This window comes from Amycolatopsis sp. NBRC 101858, from assembly GCF_030269325.1.
GTDB classification, from domain to species: Bacteria; Actinomycetota; Actinomycetes; order Mycobacteriales; family Pseudonocardiaceae; genus Amycolatopsis; species Amycolatopsis ponsaeliensis.
The window spans coordinates 749,233-769,252 of record NZ_BSTD01000004.1 but is presented as its reverse complement, the minus strand read 5'-3'; the positions used below and the strand labels follow the sequence as shown (position 1 = coordinate 769,252).

Here is a 20,020-nt window from a genome sequence, read left to right as displayed (position 1 = left end):
AGACTCCTTCATCACATAGTAGCTTCACTATAAAGCTACTTGGACGGAGCAACGATGAGCACACGACACGCGGTGATCTCCGGGGCGAGCATCGCCGGCCTCTCGGCCGCCTTCTGGCTGCGGCGGACCGGGTGGGACGTGACCGTGCTGGAACGGGCGGACGCCTTCCGCGACGGTGGCCAGAACGTCGACGTCCGCGGCGTCGCCCGGGAAGTCCTGACGCGGATGGGACTGACGGAGGCGGTGCGCGCGCAGAACACCACCGAAACCGGCACGGTCTTCGTCGACGGCGCGGGCCGGGTGCTCGCGCGGCTGCCGTCCGGCGGCCCCGACGGCGGCGCGACCGCCGAGCTCGAAATCCTGCGCGGCGACTTCGCCCGCACGATCCTCGAGCACCTGCCCGACGGCGTCGAAGTCGGTTACGGCGAAACGATTTCCGCGGTCGAGGAAGGCGAAGCCGAGGTCACCGTGACCACGACGGCCGGCCGCACGCTGCCCGCCGATCTGCTGGTCATCGCCGAAGGCGTGCGGTCCGCGACCCGCGACCGGCTCTTCGGGGACCTCGTCGACCGCCGTGAGCTCGGCATCGCGATGGTGTTCGGCACGATCCCCCGCACGGCCGGCGACGACGACCGGTGGCGGTGGTACACCACCGTCGGGGGCCGGCAGGTCCACCTGCGGCCGGACCAGCACGGCACCACCCGCGCCATCCTCACCTACGCCCGGGCGGAGGACCTCACGCGGCTCGACCGCGCCGAAGCCCTGCGCCGGGTCCGCGAGCTGTTCGGCGACGTCGGCTGGGAGGCACCGCGCGTCCTGGACGCCTTCGACACCGCCGACGACGTCTACCTCGACCACCTCACCCAGATCCGGCTGCCGTCCTGGCACCGCGGGCGCGTCTGCCTGGCCGGCGACGCGGCGTGGTGCGTGACCCCGATGGGCGGGGGCGGCGCGTCGCTCGCGCTCACCAGCGGGTACGTCCTCGCCGCCTGCCTGTCCACCGCCGAGCCCGAAGAGGCGCTCGCGGCCTACGAAGAGTGGATGCGCCCGCTCGTCGACGACGTCCAGCAGCTGCCGCGCTGGATCGTGCCGATCGCCTACCCGCGCACCGCGTTCGGCCTGCGGCTGCGGCGGCTGGCCGACAAGGTGCTCACGTCGCGGTTGTTCGCGCCGGTCGCCGCGAAGTTCACCACCGTCGCCGCGACCGAACGGCCGCTGCCGCCGCTCGCGGTGCCCCGCCCGTGATGTAACTTTCACTCCTCCGTCGTCCTTTGTGGACTTACGGCGGTGGCCGTGAAGTGGCCGGGCCGCCAAGGCCCGGCTTTCGGGCCTTGGCGGCGGATTGACATTTCTTCTCCCGGAAGCCCAGGGTGACGCACCGCATGTTAGCGATAACACTCGTCTCGCTCGCCGGGAGAAGGTCGTCATGAACAGAGGAAGTACCAGCCGCCGGATCCGCACCCTGATCGGGGTGCTCACCGCCGCGGCCACCGTGGCACTGGCGGTGACGCTGGGGGCAGGCGCGGCCTCGGCCGACGTCACCGGTGCCCTGCGCGGTGCCGGTTCGGGCCGGTGCCTGGACGTCTCGAACACCAGCCAGGCCGACGGTGCCCTCCTGCAGATCTACGACTGCTCGGGCGGGGCCAACCAGCAGTGGACGTCGACGTCGAGCGGCCAGCTGACGGTGTACGGCAGCAAGTGCCTCGACGTGCCCGGCAGCGCGACCACCGCCGGGACCCGGGTGCAGATCTGGACCTGTCACGGCGGGGCCAACCAGCAGTGGCGGGTGAACTCCGACGGCACGATCGCCGGGGTGCAGTCGGGGCTCTGCCTGGACGTCACCGGCGCCGCGACGGCCAACGGCACCGCGGTGCAGCTCTGGACGTGCAACGGCGGCAGCAACCAGAAGTGGACGGGCTTGTCGTCGACGCCGACCACGACCACCACGACGACCGGCGGCGGCACCGGCTGCTCCCTGCCGTCGTCGTACCGCTGGAGCTCGAGCGGGGTGCTGGCGACGCCGAAGAACGGGTGGGTCTCGCTCAAGGACTTCACGAACGTCGTCTACAACGGCAAGCACCTCGTCTACGCGTCGAACGTCTCGGGATCGTCCTACGGCTCGATGGCCTTCAGTCCCTTCACGAACTGGTCCGACATGGCCTCGGCCGGCCAGAACGGGATGAGCTCGGCCGCGGTGGCGCCCACGCTGTTCTACTTCGCGCCGAAGAACATCTGGGTGCTGGCCTATCAATGGGGTGCCTGGCCGTTCATCTACCGCACGTCGAGCGACCCCAGCAACCCCAACGGCTGGTCCTCGCCGCAGCCGCTGTTCACCGGCAGCATCTCCGGCTCCGGCACGGGTCCGATCGACCAGACGCTGATCGCCGACGGCTCGAACATGTACCTGTTCTTTGCCGGGGACAACGGCAAGATCTACCGGGCGAGCATGCCGATCGGGAACTTCCCGGGCAGCTTCGGCTCGTCGTACACGACCGTCCTGAGCGACTCGACGAACAACCTTTTCGAGGCCGTGCAGGTCTACAAGGTCCAGGGCCAGAACCAGTACCTGATGATCGTCGAGGCGATCGGCGCGAACGGGCGCTACTTCCGCTCGTTCACGGCGAGCAGCCTGAGCGGTTCGTGGACCCCGCAGGCCGCCGGTGAAAGCAACCCCTTCGCGGGCAAGGCCAACAGCGGGGCGAGCTGGACCAACGACATCAGCCACGGTGACCTGGTCCGCAGCAACCCGGACCAGACCATGACCGTCGACCCCTGCAACCTGCAGCTGCTCTACCAGGGCAAGTCCCCCAGTGCGAGCGGTCCGTACGACCAGCTGCCGTGGCGGCCGGGCGTCCTGACGCTGCAGCGTTAACGGTCTCGGGGAGGAACCCGGCCGGGTTCCTCCCCGATGCCCAGCAACGCGGCCTCGAGCGCGATCAGGATCTCCGCGGTCGCCTTCGGGTCGCCGAGCGAACGGCCGGTGGCCGCCTCGATCCGGCGCAGCCGGTGGCGGACCGTGTTGGGGTGGCAGAACAACGCTCCCGCGGCGGCCGAGGCCGATCCCCCGCTGTCGCGCCACGCGGCCAGCGTCTCCAGGAGCATCTTGCTCTGCTCGGGCGGCAACGCGAAGATCGGCCCGAGCACGGCTTGGCGGACCCGCTGCATGGCGTCGGGTGCGCTGACCGCCGCGACGGCGAGGGGGAAGTCGTCGAACATCGTCACGTGCGGGGTGCCGGCGACGGTGCTCGCCAAGGCGATGCGCGCGAACCGCAGCACGGCCGCCGTCTCCGTCAGGGCCAGGTACGGCGGGCTGACGCCGATCCGGCTGCGGGCCGACGCCGTCAGGGTCGCCGTGAGCGGCTGCAGGTCGGCGTCGTGCTCGAAGCGCACGATCCCGATCTGGGCGTCCGGCAGCAGCCGCCAGGCCGACCCGATGCGGCGGGCCCGCAAGCGGTTCTCGATGCCGGGCAGCGCTTCCTGGGCCAGGTGCACCGATTCGGCCGCGACGACGACGAACGGCCCACGCCGGGGCAGGCGGAGCACGTCCGCCACGTCCCAGACGGACGTCTCGTGCAGCGGCCGTCCCTCCAGGAGGGCGCCGACCAGCGCCGAGCGCTCGCCCTCGTTGCGCAGCAGCAGCGTCATCGTCGCCTCGCGGTGCGCGGCGGCCATCTCCTCGGCGAAGGTGTCGTGGGCGGCCCAGAGGTCGGAGGCCGCGTCCACGAGTGCTTGCTCGGAGACCCGTTCCTGCGCCCGGGCGTGCAGCACGAGGCTGTGCCAGATCCGGCTGAACAGCACGCGGAACGCGGCCATGACGACCGACAGCGGCACCCCTTGCTCGGCCCGCAGGGCACCGGTCGTCCGGGCGGCCGCGACGTCGGCGTAGCTGTCCTCGCGCAACGACTTGAGGACGTACTCGAGGTTCCCTCGCACGGACCGCCGCAGGTCATCGGCCGGCACGACGCTGTGCCCGCCGTAGAACTCGACGCGAGCCTCGATCGCGGACGCGATGTCGTCCGCGAACTCGTCGATGGTGTCGAGCAACCGGCCGGCGAGTGCCACGAGCTCCGGATCCGGCCCGCCCGTGGCCTCGCGTCGCGTCACCGGATCAGCCTAGGGAGTTGTCCGGTAGGCGGTCGAGCTGGGCATCCGGTAGGACTGGGCGGTGTCCTGTAAGTCATCGGAGCCAAAGAACGATCGCGGCGATGGTGAGTTTCTTCCTGGTAGTAGGCGACCCGTTTGGCATAGCGGGTAGCCGGACCGCGGAACTGCTTTAGCCGGGTGAAGCACCGCTCCACCACATTGCGCTGCTTGTAGATCTCGGCATCGAAGGCAGGTGGTCGCCCGCCGCGAGAGCCCTTGCCCTTGCGGCGGGGCGATTGGGTCCTCGCGCTCCGGACTGACAAACCTGATCTGACGGCCCCGCATCGCTGCGGGTTGTCTCCCGCTCGGCCCGCAGTGAGCAGGAACCGCATCGGCAGGCCACGCCCGTCGACGGCAAGGTGGATTTTCGTGCTCAGCCCGCCGCGGGACCGGCCGAGTCCTTCTCCTTCGACGACGCTGGCTTCGACTTCGTCGCTGAATCTCGAATCCACCGAAACAACCCACTCCAGATCACCGACGGCGTCGTCTTTGACGATCACTCGGTCGAGGCTCCGATCCCAGGTTCCGTCCTTGGTCCACAATCGCAGCGGTCGTGCGCGGTTTTCCAAGGTCCGTAACGTTCAGGCAGGTCACGCCACAGAGCACCGGTGCGCAGTTTCCGCAGGATCGCGTTGATCACCTGACGGTGATCGCGCCACCACCAGCCACCACCCTGCTGCGGTGGCAGCAGCGGCTCGAGCACTACAACACTCAACGCCGCCACAGCGCACTCGGAGGTCACCCACCCATCAGCCGGCTGCAACCAACCTGATGGCCAAATACACCTAGGCCGGTCCCGCGGCGGAGTGAGCACCAAGATCGACGTCGCCCGGCTCGGGCCGGGACGTCCGCGGTGCGGGCCGGAGACCGTGCTCGCGGACAAGGCGTATTCGCACCCCTCGACCCGCGCGGCGATGCGAGACCGCCGGATCGAGGACACTCCCCCCTGGTCCCGGTCACCCGGCCGCGGCGGCGGCGATCAGCTCGATCGTCTCGGCCGGCTTGCTGATCATCGCGACGTGCGAGGCGGCGACCTCCACCGTGTGCGCTCCGGCCCGCTTCGCCATGGCCCGCTCCGCTTCCGGCGGGATCGTGGCGTCGTCGGCCGCCACGAGGTACCAGCTCGGGATGGCCCGCCAGCCGGGCACACCCGACGGCGTGGACAGGCAGGACAGCGCGAACCCGCGCTGGGCGGCACCCATGAAGGCGGCGAGGTCGGCGTCCAGGTCGGCGCAGAACAGCCGGTGGAAGTGCGCCAGGTCGAGGTAGCCGTCGGCGTCACCGTCGGGCGCACCCGGGTAGGGGCGCTGGACCAGCCGCTCCCCGAGCTCCGTCTTCCCGCCGCCCAGCGCGATGGACTCGAGCAGCGTCTCGCCCTCGTCCGGTGCGAACGCGGCGATGTAGACCAGCGCCCGCACGTTCGGGGCGCCCGTGCTCGCGTTCGTGATGACGCAGCCGCCGTAGGAGTGGCCGACGAGCACGACGTCGCCTTCGAGCGTCGAGACGAAGTCCCGGATGTACGCGGCGTCGCCCGCGACGCTGCGCAGCGGATTGGCCGGGGCCAGGACCTGGTACCCGCGCTGACGCAGGCCGTCGGCCACCGCCTGCCAGCCGGAAGCGTCGGCGAACGCGCCGTGGACCAGGACGACGGTGGGAAGTGCGGAAGCGGTCATGCCGGACCTCGGTTCTGTGCGGGTGAAGGGGGTGCTGCCTCACGGTGCCGCACGGCAGGTGGTCACGCGATGTTCCCGCTCACCCGGAACGAGCCCGTCCGTTGTCCGTGCGCACAACCGGCCTAGCCCAGCGTCCACTGCTGGTTGCTGCCGCCGTTGCAGGTCCACAGCTCGACCAGCGCTCCATTGGCCGTGGACGCGCCGGTCACGTCCAGGCACAGGCCGGACTGCCCGCCGGTGACCGTGCCGCCGGAGGTGACGGTCCACTGCTGGTTGGCCCCGCCGTTGCAGGACCAGGTCACCACCTTCGTCCCGGCCGTGGTCCCGTTGCCCGAGGCGTCCAGGCAGAGTGTCTGCCCGCCGACGGTGGCCGTCAGCTGGTTCGACGACGTGCGCGTCCAGGTCTGGTTCGCCTGGCCGCTGCAGCTGTAGATCTGCAGCTGGGTGCCGGGGGTCGTGGTGGAGCCCGGGACGTCGAGGCACTTGCCGGCGCCCACCGCGTGCAGCGGCCCGGTGGTGGTGCCGCTGCCGCCGCTGCCGTAGCCGGCCGCGGTGATGTTGGCCTGCACGGCGTTCTCGGTGGCGTCCGACGGGTAGCCGGACGTCATCACGCCTTCGTAGAACGTGCCCGCGGAGCCGATGCTGTTGTCGCCCCCGGTGCCGAGGATGATCGCGCCTTCCTTGCGCATCGGGTTGTACCCCGAGACGTTGGGGCGGGCGCCGTCGTAGAAGGTGGACAGGCCGCCGGACTGCGCGTTGCCGCCGCGGATGGCCCAGTGGTTCGACTGGCCCTTGATGATCGCGGTCAGGTAGCGGTGGCCGATCGTCGGGTCGTTGGCGTTGTAGCGCTGGTTGATGCCGGAGAACAGGCCGTTCTCGAGGTCGGCCATGATCCACGGGCCGTTCCCCGCGCCGTAGCCCCAGACCTTGATGTTGCCGAAGTAGATGGCTTCCATGGTGCCGTTGCCGTTGTCGCGGCTGTTGCGTTCGGCGTTGCCGTAGTCGAAGCAGCAGCCGCCGTTGTAGTGCGTGCCGTCGAAGATCGCGTACATGCCCTCCGGCTGGTCGCCGGTCGCGGTGCCGGAGGCGTTGTTGTTGCGGTAGCCGGTTCCGGGGGCCACGAACACGCCGTAGGCCTTCTGCCCGCCGACGGTGATCGGGGCGGCCGCCGCGTTGGCGAGGTTGTCGTACCCGCCCGCGGCCGGTCCCGAGAACCCGCCGGGCGGCGCCTGGGTCAGGTGGTTGCCACGGCCGGACTGGTCGTAGATGACCGTGATCAGGCACGTCGTGCCCGCGCAGAACGCGTCCTGGGTCGCGGCGTTCGCGACACCACCGGCGCTCAGGACGCCGACGTCCCGCGTCGCGTTGTCGGAGGACCGCCGGACTTGGTACAGGGCACCGTTGTACGAGCCGTACAGGGCGCGGGTGGTGGAATGCGCGGCCACGCACGGGGTGCCGCCCGCGGAGTAGAGGTCGCACGGCCCTTGCGTGGCGGCCTGCGCCGGCGCGGCCAGCGCACCCGCGGTGAGGACCACCGCCGCGCCCGTGGTCTGAAGCAGCCTTCGTGCGGTCATGAACGAGCTCCTTCGTCCGGTCGGGGTTGCGGCTGGCTCCGGGTCCACTTCTGGGCGCTGCTGCCCGTGCAGGCCTGCAGGGTCACCGGTGCGCTGTTCCCGGTGCCGCTCGGGCCGAGGCACAGTCCTGATGGGACGCCCGTGATCGTGCCGTCGGTGTTGGCGTTCCACTGCTGGTTGGTGCCGCCCGTGCAGTCCCAGATGATCGCCCGCGTGCCCGCTGCCGTGCTCGCGCCCTCGGCGTCGAGGCACTTGGCGCCGTACACCTGGAGCTGCTTGCCGGAGGTGAGCGTCCACTGCTGGTTGCCGCCGCCGTTGCAGTCCCACAACGTCACCTGGGTGCCGTTCGCCTGCGACACGTTGGGGACGTCGAGGCACCGGCTCGAGCCGGTGTTGCGCAGCACCGACGTCGACCCGCCGCCCGAGCCCGTCACGGCGAGGTTGTCGAACTGCGCGGTCTCCCCCTGGCTGGTCCCGATGCCGACCTGGCCGGCCGGGAACGTCGTGTCGGTGACGGTCCCGAGCGTGGTGCCGTCCACCGCGGCGGTGATGGTGCCGCCGGAGAAGCCCAGCGACAGCTTGTGCCAGCGGTTGGTGCCGAGCGCGGTCGTCGTGCCGCTGCGCAGGGTCGTGACCTGCTGGCTGGTGTTGTTGCGCAGGATCGACCACGCGCCCGTGTCGCTGACGCGCAGGTAGTAGGCGTTCACCGCGCCCTGGTTGCCGGTGTCCTGCGAGCCGACCCGGCCGAGCAGCTGGACGTACCCGGACTTCTCCAGCAGCACGTCCGCGTTGACCGTGTAGGTGCTCCAAGCGACGCTGCCCAGCAACGCGTAGGGATCGGTCGTCTTCTTCCAGGGGATCGCCTTCTGCGGGGCGGCCTGGCGCACGCAGGTACCCGAACGCCCGGCGCCGCAGGAGGACGTCTCGAAGGCACCTTCCATGTCCATCAGGTACTTGGCTTCCTTGCCCGTCGCGTACCCGTCGAAGTCGTCGCTGTAGGGCAGGTTCAGCGACCCCTGCGACGGGCCCGCCGCGGTGCCTTTGCCCTGCCCGGTCGTGGTCGTGACGGTGTACAGGTAGCCGGGTTGGACGGTCAGGGAGAACGCGCCGCCGGACGGTGTGACGTCGGCCGGGTGCGTGAAGAAGTCCGCGGAGTTGTTCGAGTTCAGGTTGGTCGCCCACACGTGCACCCGGCCGGTGGACAGCCCACCGGTGACGTTCAGGTTCAGCGTCTGGGCCGAAGTGGCGTCCATGGTCTCGATGATCGTGCTGTAGTCGCCGGTGCCCGGGGACCGCAGCGAGACGTAGCTGCCGTTGGCGCGGTTGCCGCCGAGGTAGCCGCTGGACGCGTCGAGGTACTTCCAGCCGGGCGCGGTGAACTGCGTCGTGTGCGCCAGCGCCCAGGCGTCCTTCCCGACCGAGTAGTAGCCCGACCACGGCTGGTTGGCCAGCACGAGCCCGACGGTCGGCCAGGGGATGTTCGGCGTGGTCGCGGCGATGAGGTCCCAGTTGAGGTACGCGGTCATCTTGCCGTCGAGGTAGACGCGGTTGATGCCGCGGGCCAGCGGCTTCGCGCCGTCGTTGTAGTCCTGGGAGCCGTTCTCGCTGGACCACAGCGTCTTGCCGGTGCCGGTGACGCTGGACGGGACACTGCACGACGTCTGCGCGCTGAGGTAGCCGCACGTGTAGTGGGCGCTGAGCACGTCGGTGGCGGTGCGGTAGGCCGCGTTGGTCGAGATCGCGCTTGCGGGTCCCCAGTCCCCCGGCCACGAGTCACCGGAGATGAGCTTGACGGCGCTGTACCCGTTGGCGTTGAGCGCGTTGCGGATCGTGACGGTCCAGTCGGCGCTCCACTGCTTCTCGTTCTGGACGGTCGTGAGGTAGTCGATCGTCAGCCCGTGCTGCCGGGCACACCCGAGCCACGAAAGGTAGTAGCCGGTCAGGTCGTCGGAGAAGAAGGTGCCGTTGCCGATCCAGCCCGGCGCGCCCCAGGGCAGGCCCACGAGCTTGATGCCGGGGTTGCGCGCCTTGGCCTGCTCCATGATCCACCACTCGTACCCGCGGTTGCAGTCGAGATCGCCGCGGAAATGGGCGTGACTGGGCTCGGCACCGCTGGTGGAGTTGGTGTCCCCGCCCATCTCCACCTTGAGGATCTGCAGCGCGGCGCCGTAGCCGGGCTTGAAGAGGTAGTCGAGGATCTGGCCGCGCTGGGGTTCGGGGTAGTCGATCAGCAGACGGCTGTTGCCCCCGCCGCCGCTGACCGCGCCGACGCCGTCGAAGGTGCGCCCGGCCGAGCCGCCGTCGATCGTGATCGAGGTGGCGGCCTCGGCCGGCGCGGCCGTGGCCACCAGAACGCCGGCCAGGACGACGACGGCGGCCATCGCGGCTCGCACCCTCCGGAGCAGGGTTGGCATGACAGTGCTCGCTTCCGACGAAGGGGTCAGACGGCCGTGACGGTCCACTGGTTGTTGGTGCTGCCGTTCGGGGCCCACAGGACCACCGGGGAGCCGGTCGCGGTGCTGCCCGCGCCGTCGAGCGCGGTGCCGGTGCCCCGGTTGACGACCTGGTAGCGGCCGTTGCCGAGCGCGGCCAGCCGCCATTGCTGGTTGACGCTGCCGGTCCAGGACGCCTGCACAGCGGTGACGCCGTTGCCCGTCCGGGCGCCGCTGTCGGCGACGAAACCGTTGGTGCGGTTGACGATCCGGTAGTAGCCGCTGCCGACGTCGACCAGCTGCCACTGCAGGTTGGCCGAGCCGTCGTAGGACCACTGCTTGAGCACCGACCCGGCCGCGACGGTCCCGCCGCTGTCGAGCACGAGACCGGTGGTGACGTTCGCGATCCGCACCCAGCTCGTCGGCACCGGGCCGGCGCCCAGGGCCGGGATCTGGCCGGAGAAGGTCAGCTTCACCACGTACGCCGGGGCGCTGAACGGCGTCGACGGCAGCCGGACGTGCAGCCCGGAGCCGTCCTGGGTACGGTCGGGCAGGTCGGTGTACGACCCGGCGGTGGCACCGAGCAGCTGCACGGACCTCAGCGAACCGAGGTCGATCCGGCCCGACCCGAGCGTCGTGATGTCCAGCGTGCCGCCCGGCCAGCCCAGCACCGTGGCGTACAGGACGGTGTTGTCCTTGCTGCGGGTGAACCGGATGTCGCGGCTGGTGCCCTCGCGGGGTGTCGTGAAGGAGCCGCCCCCCATCTGCGTCGGGCCCTCGCCGAAGGACGACCACGCACGGGTCGCGTAGATCGACTCCCCGAAGCGGGCGAGGTAGTCGCCGATGCCGAGCAGGATCGTCCGCTGTCCCGACGGGATGGTGCCGTCGGCCATCGGTGCGATGTTCAGCAGCATGGTGCCGTTCTTGCTGACGCGGTCGATCAGCGCGTGCAGCATCGCCTTCATCGAGTAGTAGCCGATTCCCGTCGTGTAGCACCAGCTGGAGCTGGAGATGCTGTCGTCGGTCAGCCAGTACGGCGTCTGGATGTCCCCCGGTCCGCCGCGCTCGAAGTCGAAGACCTCTCCCTTGTTGTCGAAGCCGTCCTTGTAGGTCGCGACGACGTACTTGTTCCCCGCGACGGCCTTGTTGTAGTAGTACGCCAGGAAATCCAGCCGCCGGGACTCGTCGACGCGGGGCAGGTTGAAGTCCTGCCAGAGCAGGTCCGGCTGGTAGCCGTCGACGACTTCGGCCAGCTTGGCGTACCAGAGCTGGTTCTCCGCCGTCGAACCCAGCTGCCCGTAGAGCTTGCGCAGGCCGGCATCCGACTGCGCGGGCACGTGGTCGTAGAAGCCGGTGAAGTGGTAGGCGTGGTGCAGCGACACCATGAACTTCAGGCCTCGCGCGCGGATCGCATCGGCGTGTAGCCGCACCAGGTCCAGCCGCGGCCCCTTGACGGCCGAGTTCCACTCGTTGACGGTGCTGTTCCACATCGAGAAGCCGTCGTGGTGCTCGGCGACGGGCCCGGCGAACTTCGCGCCGGCGTCGGCGAACAGCTGCGCCCACTCCGCCGGGTCGAAGTTCCCGCCCGCGGACTTGAGCTTCGGCGCGAACTGCACCCAGGTGCCCGCTTTGTCCCGGGCTCCGGTGATGAAGTTGTGGTACGGCCACGCCGAGGGGTCGCCGTACACGGCCTGGTGGTGGTTGTTCTCCGCCGAGCCCCCGACGTACATGTTCCGCGGGTACCACTCGTTGCCGAACGCGGGGACGCTGAAGACGCCCCAGTGGAAGTAGATGCCGAACTTGGCGTCCTGGAACCAGTCCGCCGCGGGCGGGTGCTGGTCGACCGACGACCAGCTGGCGGTGTAGCTGCCCGGCCCGGCGGTGGCCGAGGCGGTTCCGCCGCGCAGGAGACCGGCCGTCGCCGCGCCGCTCACGGTGATCAAACCCAGCATCGAGCGACGGCTGAACTCGGGCATGGCGAAAAGCCTCCTCGGCTCCGAAAGCGAGTTAGCGCTAACACACTCTGTTTAGGCTCAGTGCCTGCCGGTGGTCAAGACTCACGAGGAGGTAACCGGTTGCAGCACGGTGAAATCGCAGCGTGAGCCGCCGGACCGGGGTGTAACTTTCACGCGCCGCCGCGCATTCTTGTGAGCGTGAACATCGCCGTGCCACACTGCTTCTCGCCTGGCCTCGGAGCGCGAGCAACGGTGACCACAACCGAAGGAGCACCCGTGAAAGCCGCTTCGACGATCGTCCGGCGCGCCCTCACCCTGGCCGTCGCGCTGCTGTGCGCGCCGGGCCTGGTTTCGGCCGTCGCCCGGGCGGACAACCCGATCGTCCAGACCATCTACACCGCGGATCCCGCACCGCTGGTGTACAACGGCCGTGTCTACCTCTACACCGGGCACGACGAAGACGGCTCGACGTACTTCACCATGAAGGAATGGCGGGTCTGGTCGTCGGCGGACATGGTGAACTGGACCGACCACGGCTCCCCCTTGAACCTCGCCAGTTTCACCTGGGCGAGCGCCAACGCCTGGGCGGGCCAGGCCGTCTACCACAACGGCAAGTTCTACTGGTACGTCCCGATGACGGTCCGGGCGACCGGCGCGATGGCGATCGGTGTGGCCGTGTCGGACAGCCCGACCGGGCCGTTCCGCGACGCGCTCGGGCACCCGCTCGTCGGCAACGGCGAGATCGACCCGACGGTGTTCGTCGACGACGACGGGCAGGCGTACCTGTACTGGGGCAACCCGCACCTGTGGTACGTCAAGCTCAACGCCGACATGATCTCCTACTCGAGCGGACCGACCCAGATCCCGCTCACCACGGCCGGGTTCGGCACGCGCACGGGCAACACCAGCCGCCCGACGCTGTTCGAGGAAGGCCCGTGGGTCTACAAGCGCAACGGCCTGTACTACAACGTCTTCGCGGCGAAGTGCTGCTCGGAGTTCATCGGCTATTCGACCGCGCCCGGCCCCACCGGGCCGTGGACCTACCGCGGGACGGTCATGCCCACCCAGGGGTCCAGCTTCACCAACCACCCCGGCGTGATCGACTTCGCCGGGAACTCCTACTTCTTCTACCACAACGGCGCGTTGCCGGGCGGCGGTGGCTACACGCGGTCGGTCGCCGTCGAGAAGTTCACCTACAACGCCGACGGGTCCATCCCCACGATCGGCATGAGCACCGCGGGCGCGCCGCAGGTCGGCACGCTGAACCCGTACACGCGGCAGGAAGCGGAAACGATCGCCGGGGAGTCCGGCGTCGAGACCGAGCCGTCCGGTGAGGGCGGGATGAACGTCGGCTACCTCGAGAACGGCGACTGGATCAAGGTCAAGGGTGCCGCGTTCGGGTCCGGTGCCCGGTCCTTCACCGCGCGGGTCGCCTCCGCGGCCGCCGGTGGCCGGATCGAGCTCCGGCTGGACAGCACCGGCGGCACGGTGGTGGGCACCTGCACGGTGCCCGCGACGGGCGGCTGGCAGACGTGGACGAGCGTGTCCTGCCCGGTGACCGGGGCGACCGGGACGCACGACCTGTACCTGCGGTTCACCGGGGGCAGCGGCTACCTGTTCAACGTCACCTGGTGGCAGTTCGCCGCCTGACCGTCGCCACCTCCACGCACGGAAAGGGGCGACCATGCCCATTCGACCGCTTCACCTGCTCGCCGCACTGGCCTTGGTCACCGTGACACCGGCCGCCGCGGCCACGCCCGGCAGCCCGGCCCTCACCCCGCCCCTGGGGTGGAACAGCTGGAACAGCTTCGGCTGCGGCGTCACCGAGACCGCGATCCGCCAGGCGGCCGACGCGCTGGTCTCGTCCGGGATGAAGGACGCGGGCTACCAGTACGTCGTCGTCGACGACTGCTGGTTCGACCCGCAACGCGACTCCCAGGGCGCCCTGCGCGCCAACGCGTCGAAGTTCCCCAGCGGCATGAAGGCCCTGGGCGACTACATCCACGGCCGCGGCCTGAAGTTCGGCCTCTACCAGGTGCCGACCGACCGCACCTGCGCCCAGCGGACCGGCACCTACCCCGGGTCCACCGGCAGTGCGGGGCACGAGGCCCAGGACGCGGCGACCTTCGCGTCCTGGGGCGTGGACTACCTCAAGTACGACTGGTGCTCCCCCGCCGGCACGCGGGACGAGCAGGTCACGCGATTCACGATCATGCGGGACGCCGTGCGCGCCACCGGGCGTCCGATCGTCTACAGCATCAACCCCAACAGCTACCACGCCATCACCGGCGACAAGTACGACTGGGGTCAGGTCGCGGACCTCTGGCGCACCACCGAGGACCTGCTGGACATCTGGCAGAACGGCAACACCAACAGCTACCCGATGGGGGTCGGCAACGTCCTCGACGTCACCGCTCCGCTGGCCGCCCAGGCCGGCCCGGGGCACTGGAACGACCCGGACATGCTCGTGGTCGGCCGGCCCGGGCTGTCGCTGACCGAGTCCCGCGCGCACTTCGCGCTGTGGGCGCTGATGGCCGCGCCGCTGATGGCGGGCAACGACGTCCGCACGATGTCGGCCGACATCAGCGCGGTGCTGCGGAACCCGCGGCTGCTGGCGGTCGACCAGGACCGCCTCGGCGCCGGCGGCCGCCGGGTGCGCGACGACGGCAACGCCGAGGTCTTCGCCAAGCCGCTGGCCGACGGGTCGGTCGCGGTCGGGCTGCTCAACCGCGGGAGTGGGACGGCCACGGTCAGCACGACCGCCGCGCAGGTCGGCCTCTCCGGCTCGGCGTTCACCTCGACCGACCTCTGGACCGGTGCGACCTCGACGACCGGCGGGACGATCAGCGCGAGCGTGCCCGCGCACGGCGTCGCGGCGTACCGGGTGTCGGGTGGTTCCCCGCGGGCCGCGACGACGTCACGGCTGCGCGGCGCGGGCTCCGGCCGGTGCCTCGACGTCGACAACGCCTCGACGGCCGCCGGGGCGGGCACGCTGCTCTGGGACTGCCAGACCGCGGCGAACCAGCTCTGGACCACCTGGGACGACGGCGAGATCCGCGTGTTCGGCGACAAGTGCCTCGACGCCGACCACCAGGGCACGACCAACGGTACCCGGGTGCTCAGCTGGCCGTGCAGCGGTCAGGACAACCAGAGGTGGACGTTCGGCTCGGACGGCTCGATCCGCAACGTCCACTCCGGACTGTGCCTGGACGCCGAGGGCGCGGCGACCGCCAACGGAACCCACGCGATCCTGTGGAGCTGCAACGGACAGCCGAACCAGCGGTGGGCCCGCGTCTGAGCGCTCCGACCCGAAGGCGGAAAGCCGAACGCCCGAGCCGGTCCCTGGCGGCTCGGGCGTCCGGTTCTCCCCGGGTGGAAGCTCAGCGATAACCGGCCGCGACGACGTTGGCCTGCACCGCGTTCTCGGTCGCGTCGGACGGATACCCCGCGACCATCGCCCCTTCGTAGAACGTCCCCGCGCTCAGGTTGGCGCCGCCGCCGGGCTTGCAGCAGTCGCCGCCGCTGCCCAGGACGATCGCGCCCTGCTTCTTCATCGGGCTGTACCCGCTCGGGAGGCCGCCGTCCCACAGCGTCGTCAGGCCGCCGGACTGGGCGTCGCTGCCCTTGATCGCGAAGCGGGACGTCCCGTTGTTCTTCAGCACCGCCGTGACGAACTTGCCGGTGAACGCCCGCTGGTTCGGGTTCCACGTCTGGCTGCCGCCGGGGTACAGCCCCCATTCGAGGTCGGCCTGCACCCACGGGCCGGTGCCGGAGCACCCGCCGAACCAGCACTGCTTGCCGAAGTTGAGCGCGTCCATCGCGCCGGCCGCGTCGGCCTTCCGGGTCGTCTCGCTGTTGCCGTAGTCGAAGCAGCAGCCGCTGTTGACGTGCGTTCCGCTGGTCACCAGGTACATACCCTCGGGAGCGCTGCCGGTGGGCACGCCGGTCAGGTGGCCGTCGCGCCAGTAGCTGTTGCCCGGGTTGATGTACAGCGAATACGCCTTCCGGCCGCCGACCGTGAGCGACTCCGTCGTCGCCTTCGCCGGACTGCTCTGGCTCGACCCGGGCACCACGCTCGATCCCTGGTACCACAGGTCGTTCCCGTGCCCGGACTGGTCGTAGATCACCGTGATGACGCAGGAAGTGCCGGCGCAGAACGAATCCACGACCCCCGCGTCCGTGCCGATGTTCCGGGTGGCGTTGTCCGACGCGCGCCGGACCTGGTAGAGACTTCCGTTGTAGGACCCGTACAACGCGCGAACCGTGCTGTGCGCGGCGATGCACGGCGTGCCGCCCGACGCGTAGAGGTCGCACGGGCCCGTCCCGGACGGCTGGGTGCCGGTGGTGGTCCACCGCTGGTTGCCCTGGCCGTGGCAGGTCCACAGGATGACCGCGGTGCCGTTGGCGGTCCCGGCCCCGGTCACGTCGAGGCACAGCCCCGACTGGACGCCGGTGATCGTCCCGTCGGAGTTCTGGCGCCACTGCTGGTTCGCCCCGCCGGTGCAGGACCAGATGATCACCGCCGTCCCGGGCGCGGTCCGGTTGCCGTAGGCGTCCACGCACCGCGTCCCGCTCATGGCCCGCAGTTCCCCGGCCGAGCCGAACTCGAAGGCCTGGCTCGCCTGGCCGCCGCAGTCGCGGATCTCCAGCGCCGTCCCCGGGGTGTCGGCGCCGCCCGCCACGGTCAGGCACCGTCCCGACGCCACGCTCGTGAACGACGCCGGCGCCGCGGCCGCCGGCACCGCACCGGCCGGCGCGGCCACCAGCAGCACCGCCAGGACCAGGACGGCCCGCACCGGGTTGACTCGAGTGGTCACGAATCCTCCTTCGGGCGCCGGAGCACCATTGTTAGCGCTAACACCTCGCGTTCGCTCAGCCCGATATACGTGCGACGAGTTCGGTGTCCAGCACCGCGCAGCGGGGCCCGGCGGAGCCGCCGAGCATCGCGAGCAGCTCGCCCGTCATCCGGGCCCCCATCTCTTCGATCGGCTGGCGGACGGTGGTGAGCGGCGGATCCGTGCGACGGCCGATCGGCAGGTCGTCGAACCCGATGACCGCCACGTCCCCGGGGACCCGGCGGCCCGCGCGGCGCAGGGCCCGCATCGCGCCGACCGCCATCATGTCGGAGGCGGCGAAGATGGCGTCGACGTTCGGCCGCCGGTCCAGCAGCCGGGCGGTGGCGTGCTCGCCGGAGGCCTGGCCGAAGTCCCCGAACACCACCAGCCCCCGGTCGCCGTGGCCCGCGCCCGCCACCGCCTGCCGGTAGCCGAGCAGCCGGTCCACCCCGGCGGTCATGTCCTGGGGTCCGGCGATGGTCGCCACCGTGCGCCGGCCCGCGTCGAGGAACCGCTGGGTCGCCCGCTGGGCACCGCCGCGGTTGTCCACGTCGACGTAGCAGGAGCGGCCGGGTTCCCGCGCGCAGACCGGGCGGCCGCCGAAGACCACCGGGATGCCGAGCCAGCCCAGGTCGAGCGGACGGCGGCCGTGCATCCCGACGACGAGGGCGCCGTCGACGTGGCCGCCGTCGAGGTAGCGCACCACCGGGGCCTGGTAGTTCTCCGTCGCGGGCACGGTGAGCAGGACCAGCTGCAGGCCCGCCTCGGTCAGCTCCCGGCCGGCACCGGCGGAGATGCGGGCGAAGTAGGGGTCGGCGAACAACCTCAGCACCTCCTCGCACACGACCAGCGCGACCGACCCGGTGCGCCCCGCCGTCGCCCGGGCGGCTCTCTGCCGGGCGTAGCCGAGCGCCGACATCGCGGACTCGACCTGGTTGCGGGTTTTCGGCCGGACCCGGGGGAAGCCGTTGAGCACGCGGGACGCGGTGGCGGTCGACACCCCGGCCGCCCGGGCGACGTCGGCCAGGGTCGGGCGGAGTTCGGGTGACTCGGCGATGGACACGTTTCGCTCTCCCAAGACGTCGTTGTCTTTTCTGGGCTCGCTCGAGGATATCGCCCGGATCCGGGTACCTCAGGCGCGCTGGAGCCGGAACCGCTGGTTGGCGCCACCGGTGGCCGTCCACTGCGAGACCCGCGCGCCGTCGGCGGCCGAGGCTCCCCAGACGTCCATCGTCAGGCCGCTCAGCCGGTTGACCAGGCCGACGACGCCGCTGCCCAGGTCGGTCACCCGCCACTGCTGGGCGGCGGCGCCGGTGTCGGCCTGCTGGCTGACGTCCGCACCGGTGGCCGAACCGGCCACCTGCAGCACCAGGCCGCTGTGCCGGGCCCGGACGCGGTAGTAGCCGTCGCCGGAGTCGAGGAAGTCGAACTGCTGGTTCGGCCCGCCGGTGGCCGTCCACTGCTGCAGCAGCGCGCCGGCCGCGGTCGAAACACCACTAATGTCCAGGGCCTTGCCGCTGTGCTCGGCCACCAGGGTGTAGTTCACGCCGGCCTGCACCGGCGCCCCGGACGGCGGGGTGGACGAGCCGAACTGCGTGAGGAACTTCCACACCTCGCCCGACGTCCAGGTCTGCCAGCCGCTGCAGGTGCACCCGTCGCGCGGGCCGGGGTCGTGACCGCCGTCGAACGCGGCCCACACCACCGGGTACCCGGTCCGGCAGCCGGAGTAGGCGGTGACGACGTGCGTCCGGCTGCCGCTCGAGGGCTCCGGTGGGTTCTGCGCGGTGCAGCCGTTGGTGCGGACGAACTGGTCGCGCAGCGACCGTCCGGACGCGATGGGCAGGACGGTGTCGCCGATGCCGTGCAGGCCGATGTAGGCGACCGGCTGGGTACCGCCGTTGCACCCGCTGAGGTTCGCCCCGGAGTAGACGGCGACCGCGCGGAAGACCGTGGGCCGGGCGCAGGCGAGCGCGTAGCTCATGGCGCCGCCGTAGCTGAACCCGCCGGCGAAGACCTGCGAGGGGTCGACGCACAGCGCCGCCTCGAGCTGCTTCAGCAGGTCGTCGCCGAAGGCGACGTCCTGGCCGCCGGGGTTGGCCCAGCCGTTGCCGTTGCCTTGGGGCGCCACGAAGATCGTGCCGTTGCCGGCGTTGTCGGCCAGCCGCCGGAGCCCGTAGTAGGACCAGTTGTAGCCGTCGGTCCCGCCCGAGTCGACGTCGTCGGCCGTGCCGCCGCGCCAGTGCAGCCCGACGAACAGCCGGTACGGGTGGGTGGTGTCGTAGTTCGCCGGGATCCGCAGGAGGTAGCTGCGGTTCTGGCCGCCGCTGGAGATCGTGTGGCTGCCGCTCGCCAGCCCGGGCGCGCTTCCGCAGCCCGCGGTCCCCGAGGCGGTCGCCGTATCGGCGGAAGCGGGGCCGGCCCCGGCCATCGCCACCAGCGCGCCGATCGCGAAGGACGTGAACAGGCTTCTGAACTTCACCATCGCGCGGCTCCCTCTGGTCGTCGAACCGGCTGAGGTCAAGATAGAAGTCGGCGACGGCGAAGGTCAATGCGCGATGAAACTTACCCGCCGCAACGGATCGCGCCGGTTCGCACGGTCCACAAAGGAGTGAGCACGGGCGTGCTCACCGGGTGAAGAGCCGCCGCTGGATCTCGCGCCGGTAGTCCTCCAGGGTGTTGTCGAGGTGCACGGCGGCCGCCCGCGCCGCTTCCTCCGGGTCGCCGTCCCGGATCGCCCGGTAGATCGCCGCGTGCTCTTCGATCGCGTCCGCCGCGTGCCCGCCGACCGCGCCGGACATCCCGATGATGTTCGTCTGGCGTTGCAGGCGGCGGGCTTCGCGCACGGCCGCGACGAGGAACTGGTTGTGGGACGCGGTCGCGACGCAGAGGTGGAAGTCGTCGTCGCCGCGGTCGAACAGCACGCTCTGCCCGGTCAGGTGGCCCTGCCGGCAGGTTTCGGCGGCGGTCTCGATCGCGCGCAGTTCGGCCGGGGTGGCGTTGGTCGCCGCCAGCCGGCCGGCCGCGGTTTCCTGGACCCGGCGGAACTCGAAGAGCATGTAGACGTGGTCGAGGTCGGCGGGCAGGAAGAAGCCGCCCCAGCGGGATGCGCCGAGCATGCCCTCGTCGTCGGAGACATACAGCCCACGTCCCTTGTGCGCGCGTACCCGGCCGATCGCCGAGAGGATCTTGACGGCCTCCCGCACCACGGTCCGGCTGGTTCCCATCCGCGCCGCCAGCTCGACCTCGGTCGGCATCCGGTCGCCGGGCCGCAGGTCCAGCTCGGCGATCAGGTGCAGGATCTGCTCGGCCACCACTTCGTAGCCGGGCCGGTACGGCGCGGGCGGTGCGGCTTCCTCGTCACGGGTCACCCGATGAGTATGACTCAGTGGGCGCCGGCCAGTGACGATA

The 20,020-nt window shown here is 70.7% G+C and carries 13 protein-coding genes and 1 pseudogene; 4 read left to right on the top strand and 10 right to left on the bottom strand.

The genetic code is table 11. From position 1 onward, the window contains the following. Positions 1-54 precede the first annotated feature (54 nt). Positions 55-1,245: an FAD-dependent monooxygenase gene (locus tag QSK39_RS32290; RefSeq protein ID WP_285481627.1), complete on the top strand. Its 1,191-nt coding sequence runs from the start codon at positions 55-57 to the stop codon at positions 1,243-1,245. A gap of 181 nt (positions 1,246-1,426) precedes the next feature. After that, entirely contained in the window at positions 1,427-2,872 is a 1,446-nt protein-coding gene (locus tag QSK39_RS32285; protein ID WP_285481626.1) for a non-reducing end alpha-L-arabinofuranosidase family hydrolase, read from the top strand. On the opposite strand, the gene QSK39_RS32280 is transcribed toward QSK39_RS32285, so the two are convergent. From QSK39_RS32280 to QSK39_RS32255, 6 genes and pseudogenes are all read right to left on the bottom strand, one after another. Next, positions 2,869-4,104: a PucR family transcriptional regulator gene (locus QSK39_RS32280; RefSeq protein WP_285481625.1), complete on the bottom strand. Its 1,236-nt coding sequence runs from the start codon at positions 4,102-4,104 to the stop codon at positions 2,869-2,871. The genes QSK39_RS32285 and QSK39_RS32280 overlap by 4 nt on opposite strands. Before the next feature lie 73 nt (positions 4,105-4,177). Beyond that, a pseudogene (locus QSK39_RS32275) lies at positions 4,178-4,867 on the bottom strand (IS5 family transposase). A gap of 232 nt (positions 4,868-5,099) precedes the next feature. Next, on the bottom strand, positions 5,100-5,816 hold the full coding sequence (locus tag QSK39_RS32270; RefSeq protein WP_285481624.1) for an alpha/beta fold hydrolase: 717 nt from the start codon (positions 5,814-5,816) through the stop codon (positions 5,100-5,102). 122 nt (positions 5,817-5,938) lie between these two features. Then, a complete protein-coding gene (locus QSK39_RS32265) occupies positions 5,939-7,390 on the bottom strand; it encodes an arabinofuranosidase catalytic domain-containing protein (protein WP_285481623.1) in 1,452 nt (483 codons plus the stop codon). Continuing rightward, a complete protein-coding gene (locus tag QSK39_RS32260; protein ID WP_285481622.1) occupies positions 7,387-9,804 on the bottom strand; it encodes a ricin-type beta-trefoil lectin domain protein in 2,418 nt (805 codons plus the stop codon). The genes QSK39_RS32265 and QSK39_RS32260 overlap by 4 nt, the downstream gene beginning before the upstream one ends. 26 nt (positions 9,805-9,830) lie before the next feature. Then, entirely contained in the window at positions 9,831-11,798 is a 1,968-nt protein-coding gene (locus tag QSK39_RS32255; RefSeq protein ID WP_285481621.1) for an alpha-L-fucosidase, read from the bottom strand. A gap of 255 nt (positions 11,799-12,053) precedes the next feature. On the opposite strand from QSK39_RS32255, the gene QSK39_RS32250 reads away from it, so the two are divergent. Both QSK39_RS32250 and QSK39_RS32245 read left to right on the top strand, forming a co-directional pair. Beyond that, positions 12,054-13,427: a glycoside hydrolase family 43 protein gene (locus tag QSK39_RS32250; protein ID WP_285481620.1), complete on the top strand. Its 1,374-nt coding sequence runs from the start codon at positions 12,054-12,056 to the stop codon at positions 13,425-13,427. A gap of 34 nt (positions 13,428-13,461) precedes the next feature. Continuing rightward, positions 13,462-15,075 carry a glycoside hydrolase family 27 protein gene (locus tag QSK39_RS32245; protein ID WP_285481619.1) on the top strand — a complete coding sequence of 538 codons (1,614 nt, stop codon included), beginning with the start codon at positions 13,462-13,464 and terminating at the stop codon, positions 15,073-15,075. Positions 15,076-15,157: 82 nt separating this feature from the next. Here QSK39_RS32245 and QSK39_RS32240 read toward each other — a convergent pair whose 3' ends face one another. The 4 genes from QSK39_RS32240 to QSK39_RS32225 form a co-directional block, all read right to left on the bottom strand. Continuing rightward, positions 15,158-16,594 (bottom strand): arabinofuranosidase catalytic domain-containing protein, encoded by a 1,437-nt coding sequence (locus tag QSK39_RS32240; protein ID WP_285481618.1) that lies wholly within the window; start codon positions 16,592-16,594, stop codon positions 15,158-15,160. Between the two features lie 55 nt (positions 16,595-16,649). Further along, the gene (locus tag QSK39_RS32235) at positions 16,650-17,675 is read right to left on the bottom strand and encodes a LacI family DNA-binding transcriptional regulator (RefSeq protein WP_285481617.1); all 1,026 of its coding nucleotides are present in this window, start codon (positions 17,673-17,675) and stop codon (positions 16,650-16,652) included. Positions 17,676-17,744: 69 nt separating this feature from the next. After that, on the bottom strand, positions 17,745-19,094 hold the full coding sequence (locus QSK39_RS32230; RefSeq protein ID WP_285481616.1) for an RICIN domain-containing protein: 1,350 nt from the start codon (positions 19,092-19,094) through the stop codon (positions 17,745-17,747). 142 nt (positions 19,095-19,236) lie between these two features. Further along, entirely contained in the window at positions 19,237-19,980 is a 744-nt protein-coding gene (locus tag QSK39_RS32225) for a FadR/GntR family transcriptional regulator (RefSeq protein WP_285481615.1), read from the bottom strand. Positions 19,981-20,020: the final 40 nt, after the last annotated feature.

What these genes read in the sequence shown, in the direction of transcription:
- QSK39_RS32290 (WP_285481627.1), top strand. Translation starts at nt 55, where the DNA reads ATGAGCACACGACACGCGGTGATCTCCGGGGCGAGCATCGCCGGCCTC.
- QSK39_RS32285 (WP_285481626.1), top strand. Translation starts at nt 1,427, where the DNA reads ATGAACAGAGGAAGTACCAGCCGCCGGATCCGCACCCTGATCGGGGTG.
- QSK39_RS32270 (WP_285481624.1), bottom strand. Translation starts at nt 5,816, where the DNA reads ATGACCGCTTCCGCACTTCCCACCGTCGTCCTGGTCCACGGCGCGTTC.
- QSK39_RS32265 (WP_285481623.1), bottom strand. Translation starts at nt 7,390, where the DNA reads ATGACCGCACGAAGGCTGCTTCAGACCACGGGCGCGGCGGTGGTCCTC.
- QSK39_RS32260 (WP_285481622.1), bottom strand. Translation starts at nt 9,804, where the DNA reads ATGCCAACCCTGCTCCGGAGGGTGCGAGCCGCGATGGCCGCCGTCGTC.
- QSK39_RS32255 (WP_285481621.1), bottom strand. Translation starts at nt 11,798, where the DNA reads ATGCCCGAGTTCAGCCGTCGCTCGATGCTGGGTTTGATCACCGTGAGC.
- QSK39_RS32245 (WP_285481619.1), top strand. Translation starts at nt 13,462, where the DNA reads ATGCCCATTCGACCGCTTCACCTGCTCGCCGCACTGGCCTTGGTCACC.
- QSK39_RS32230 (WP_285481616.1), bottom strand. Translation starts at nt 19,094, where the DNA reads ATGGTGAAGTTCAGAAGCCTGTTCACGTCCTTCGCGATCGGCGCGCTG.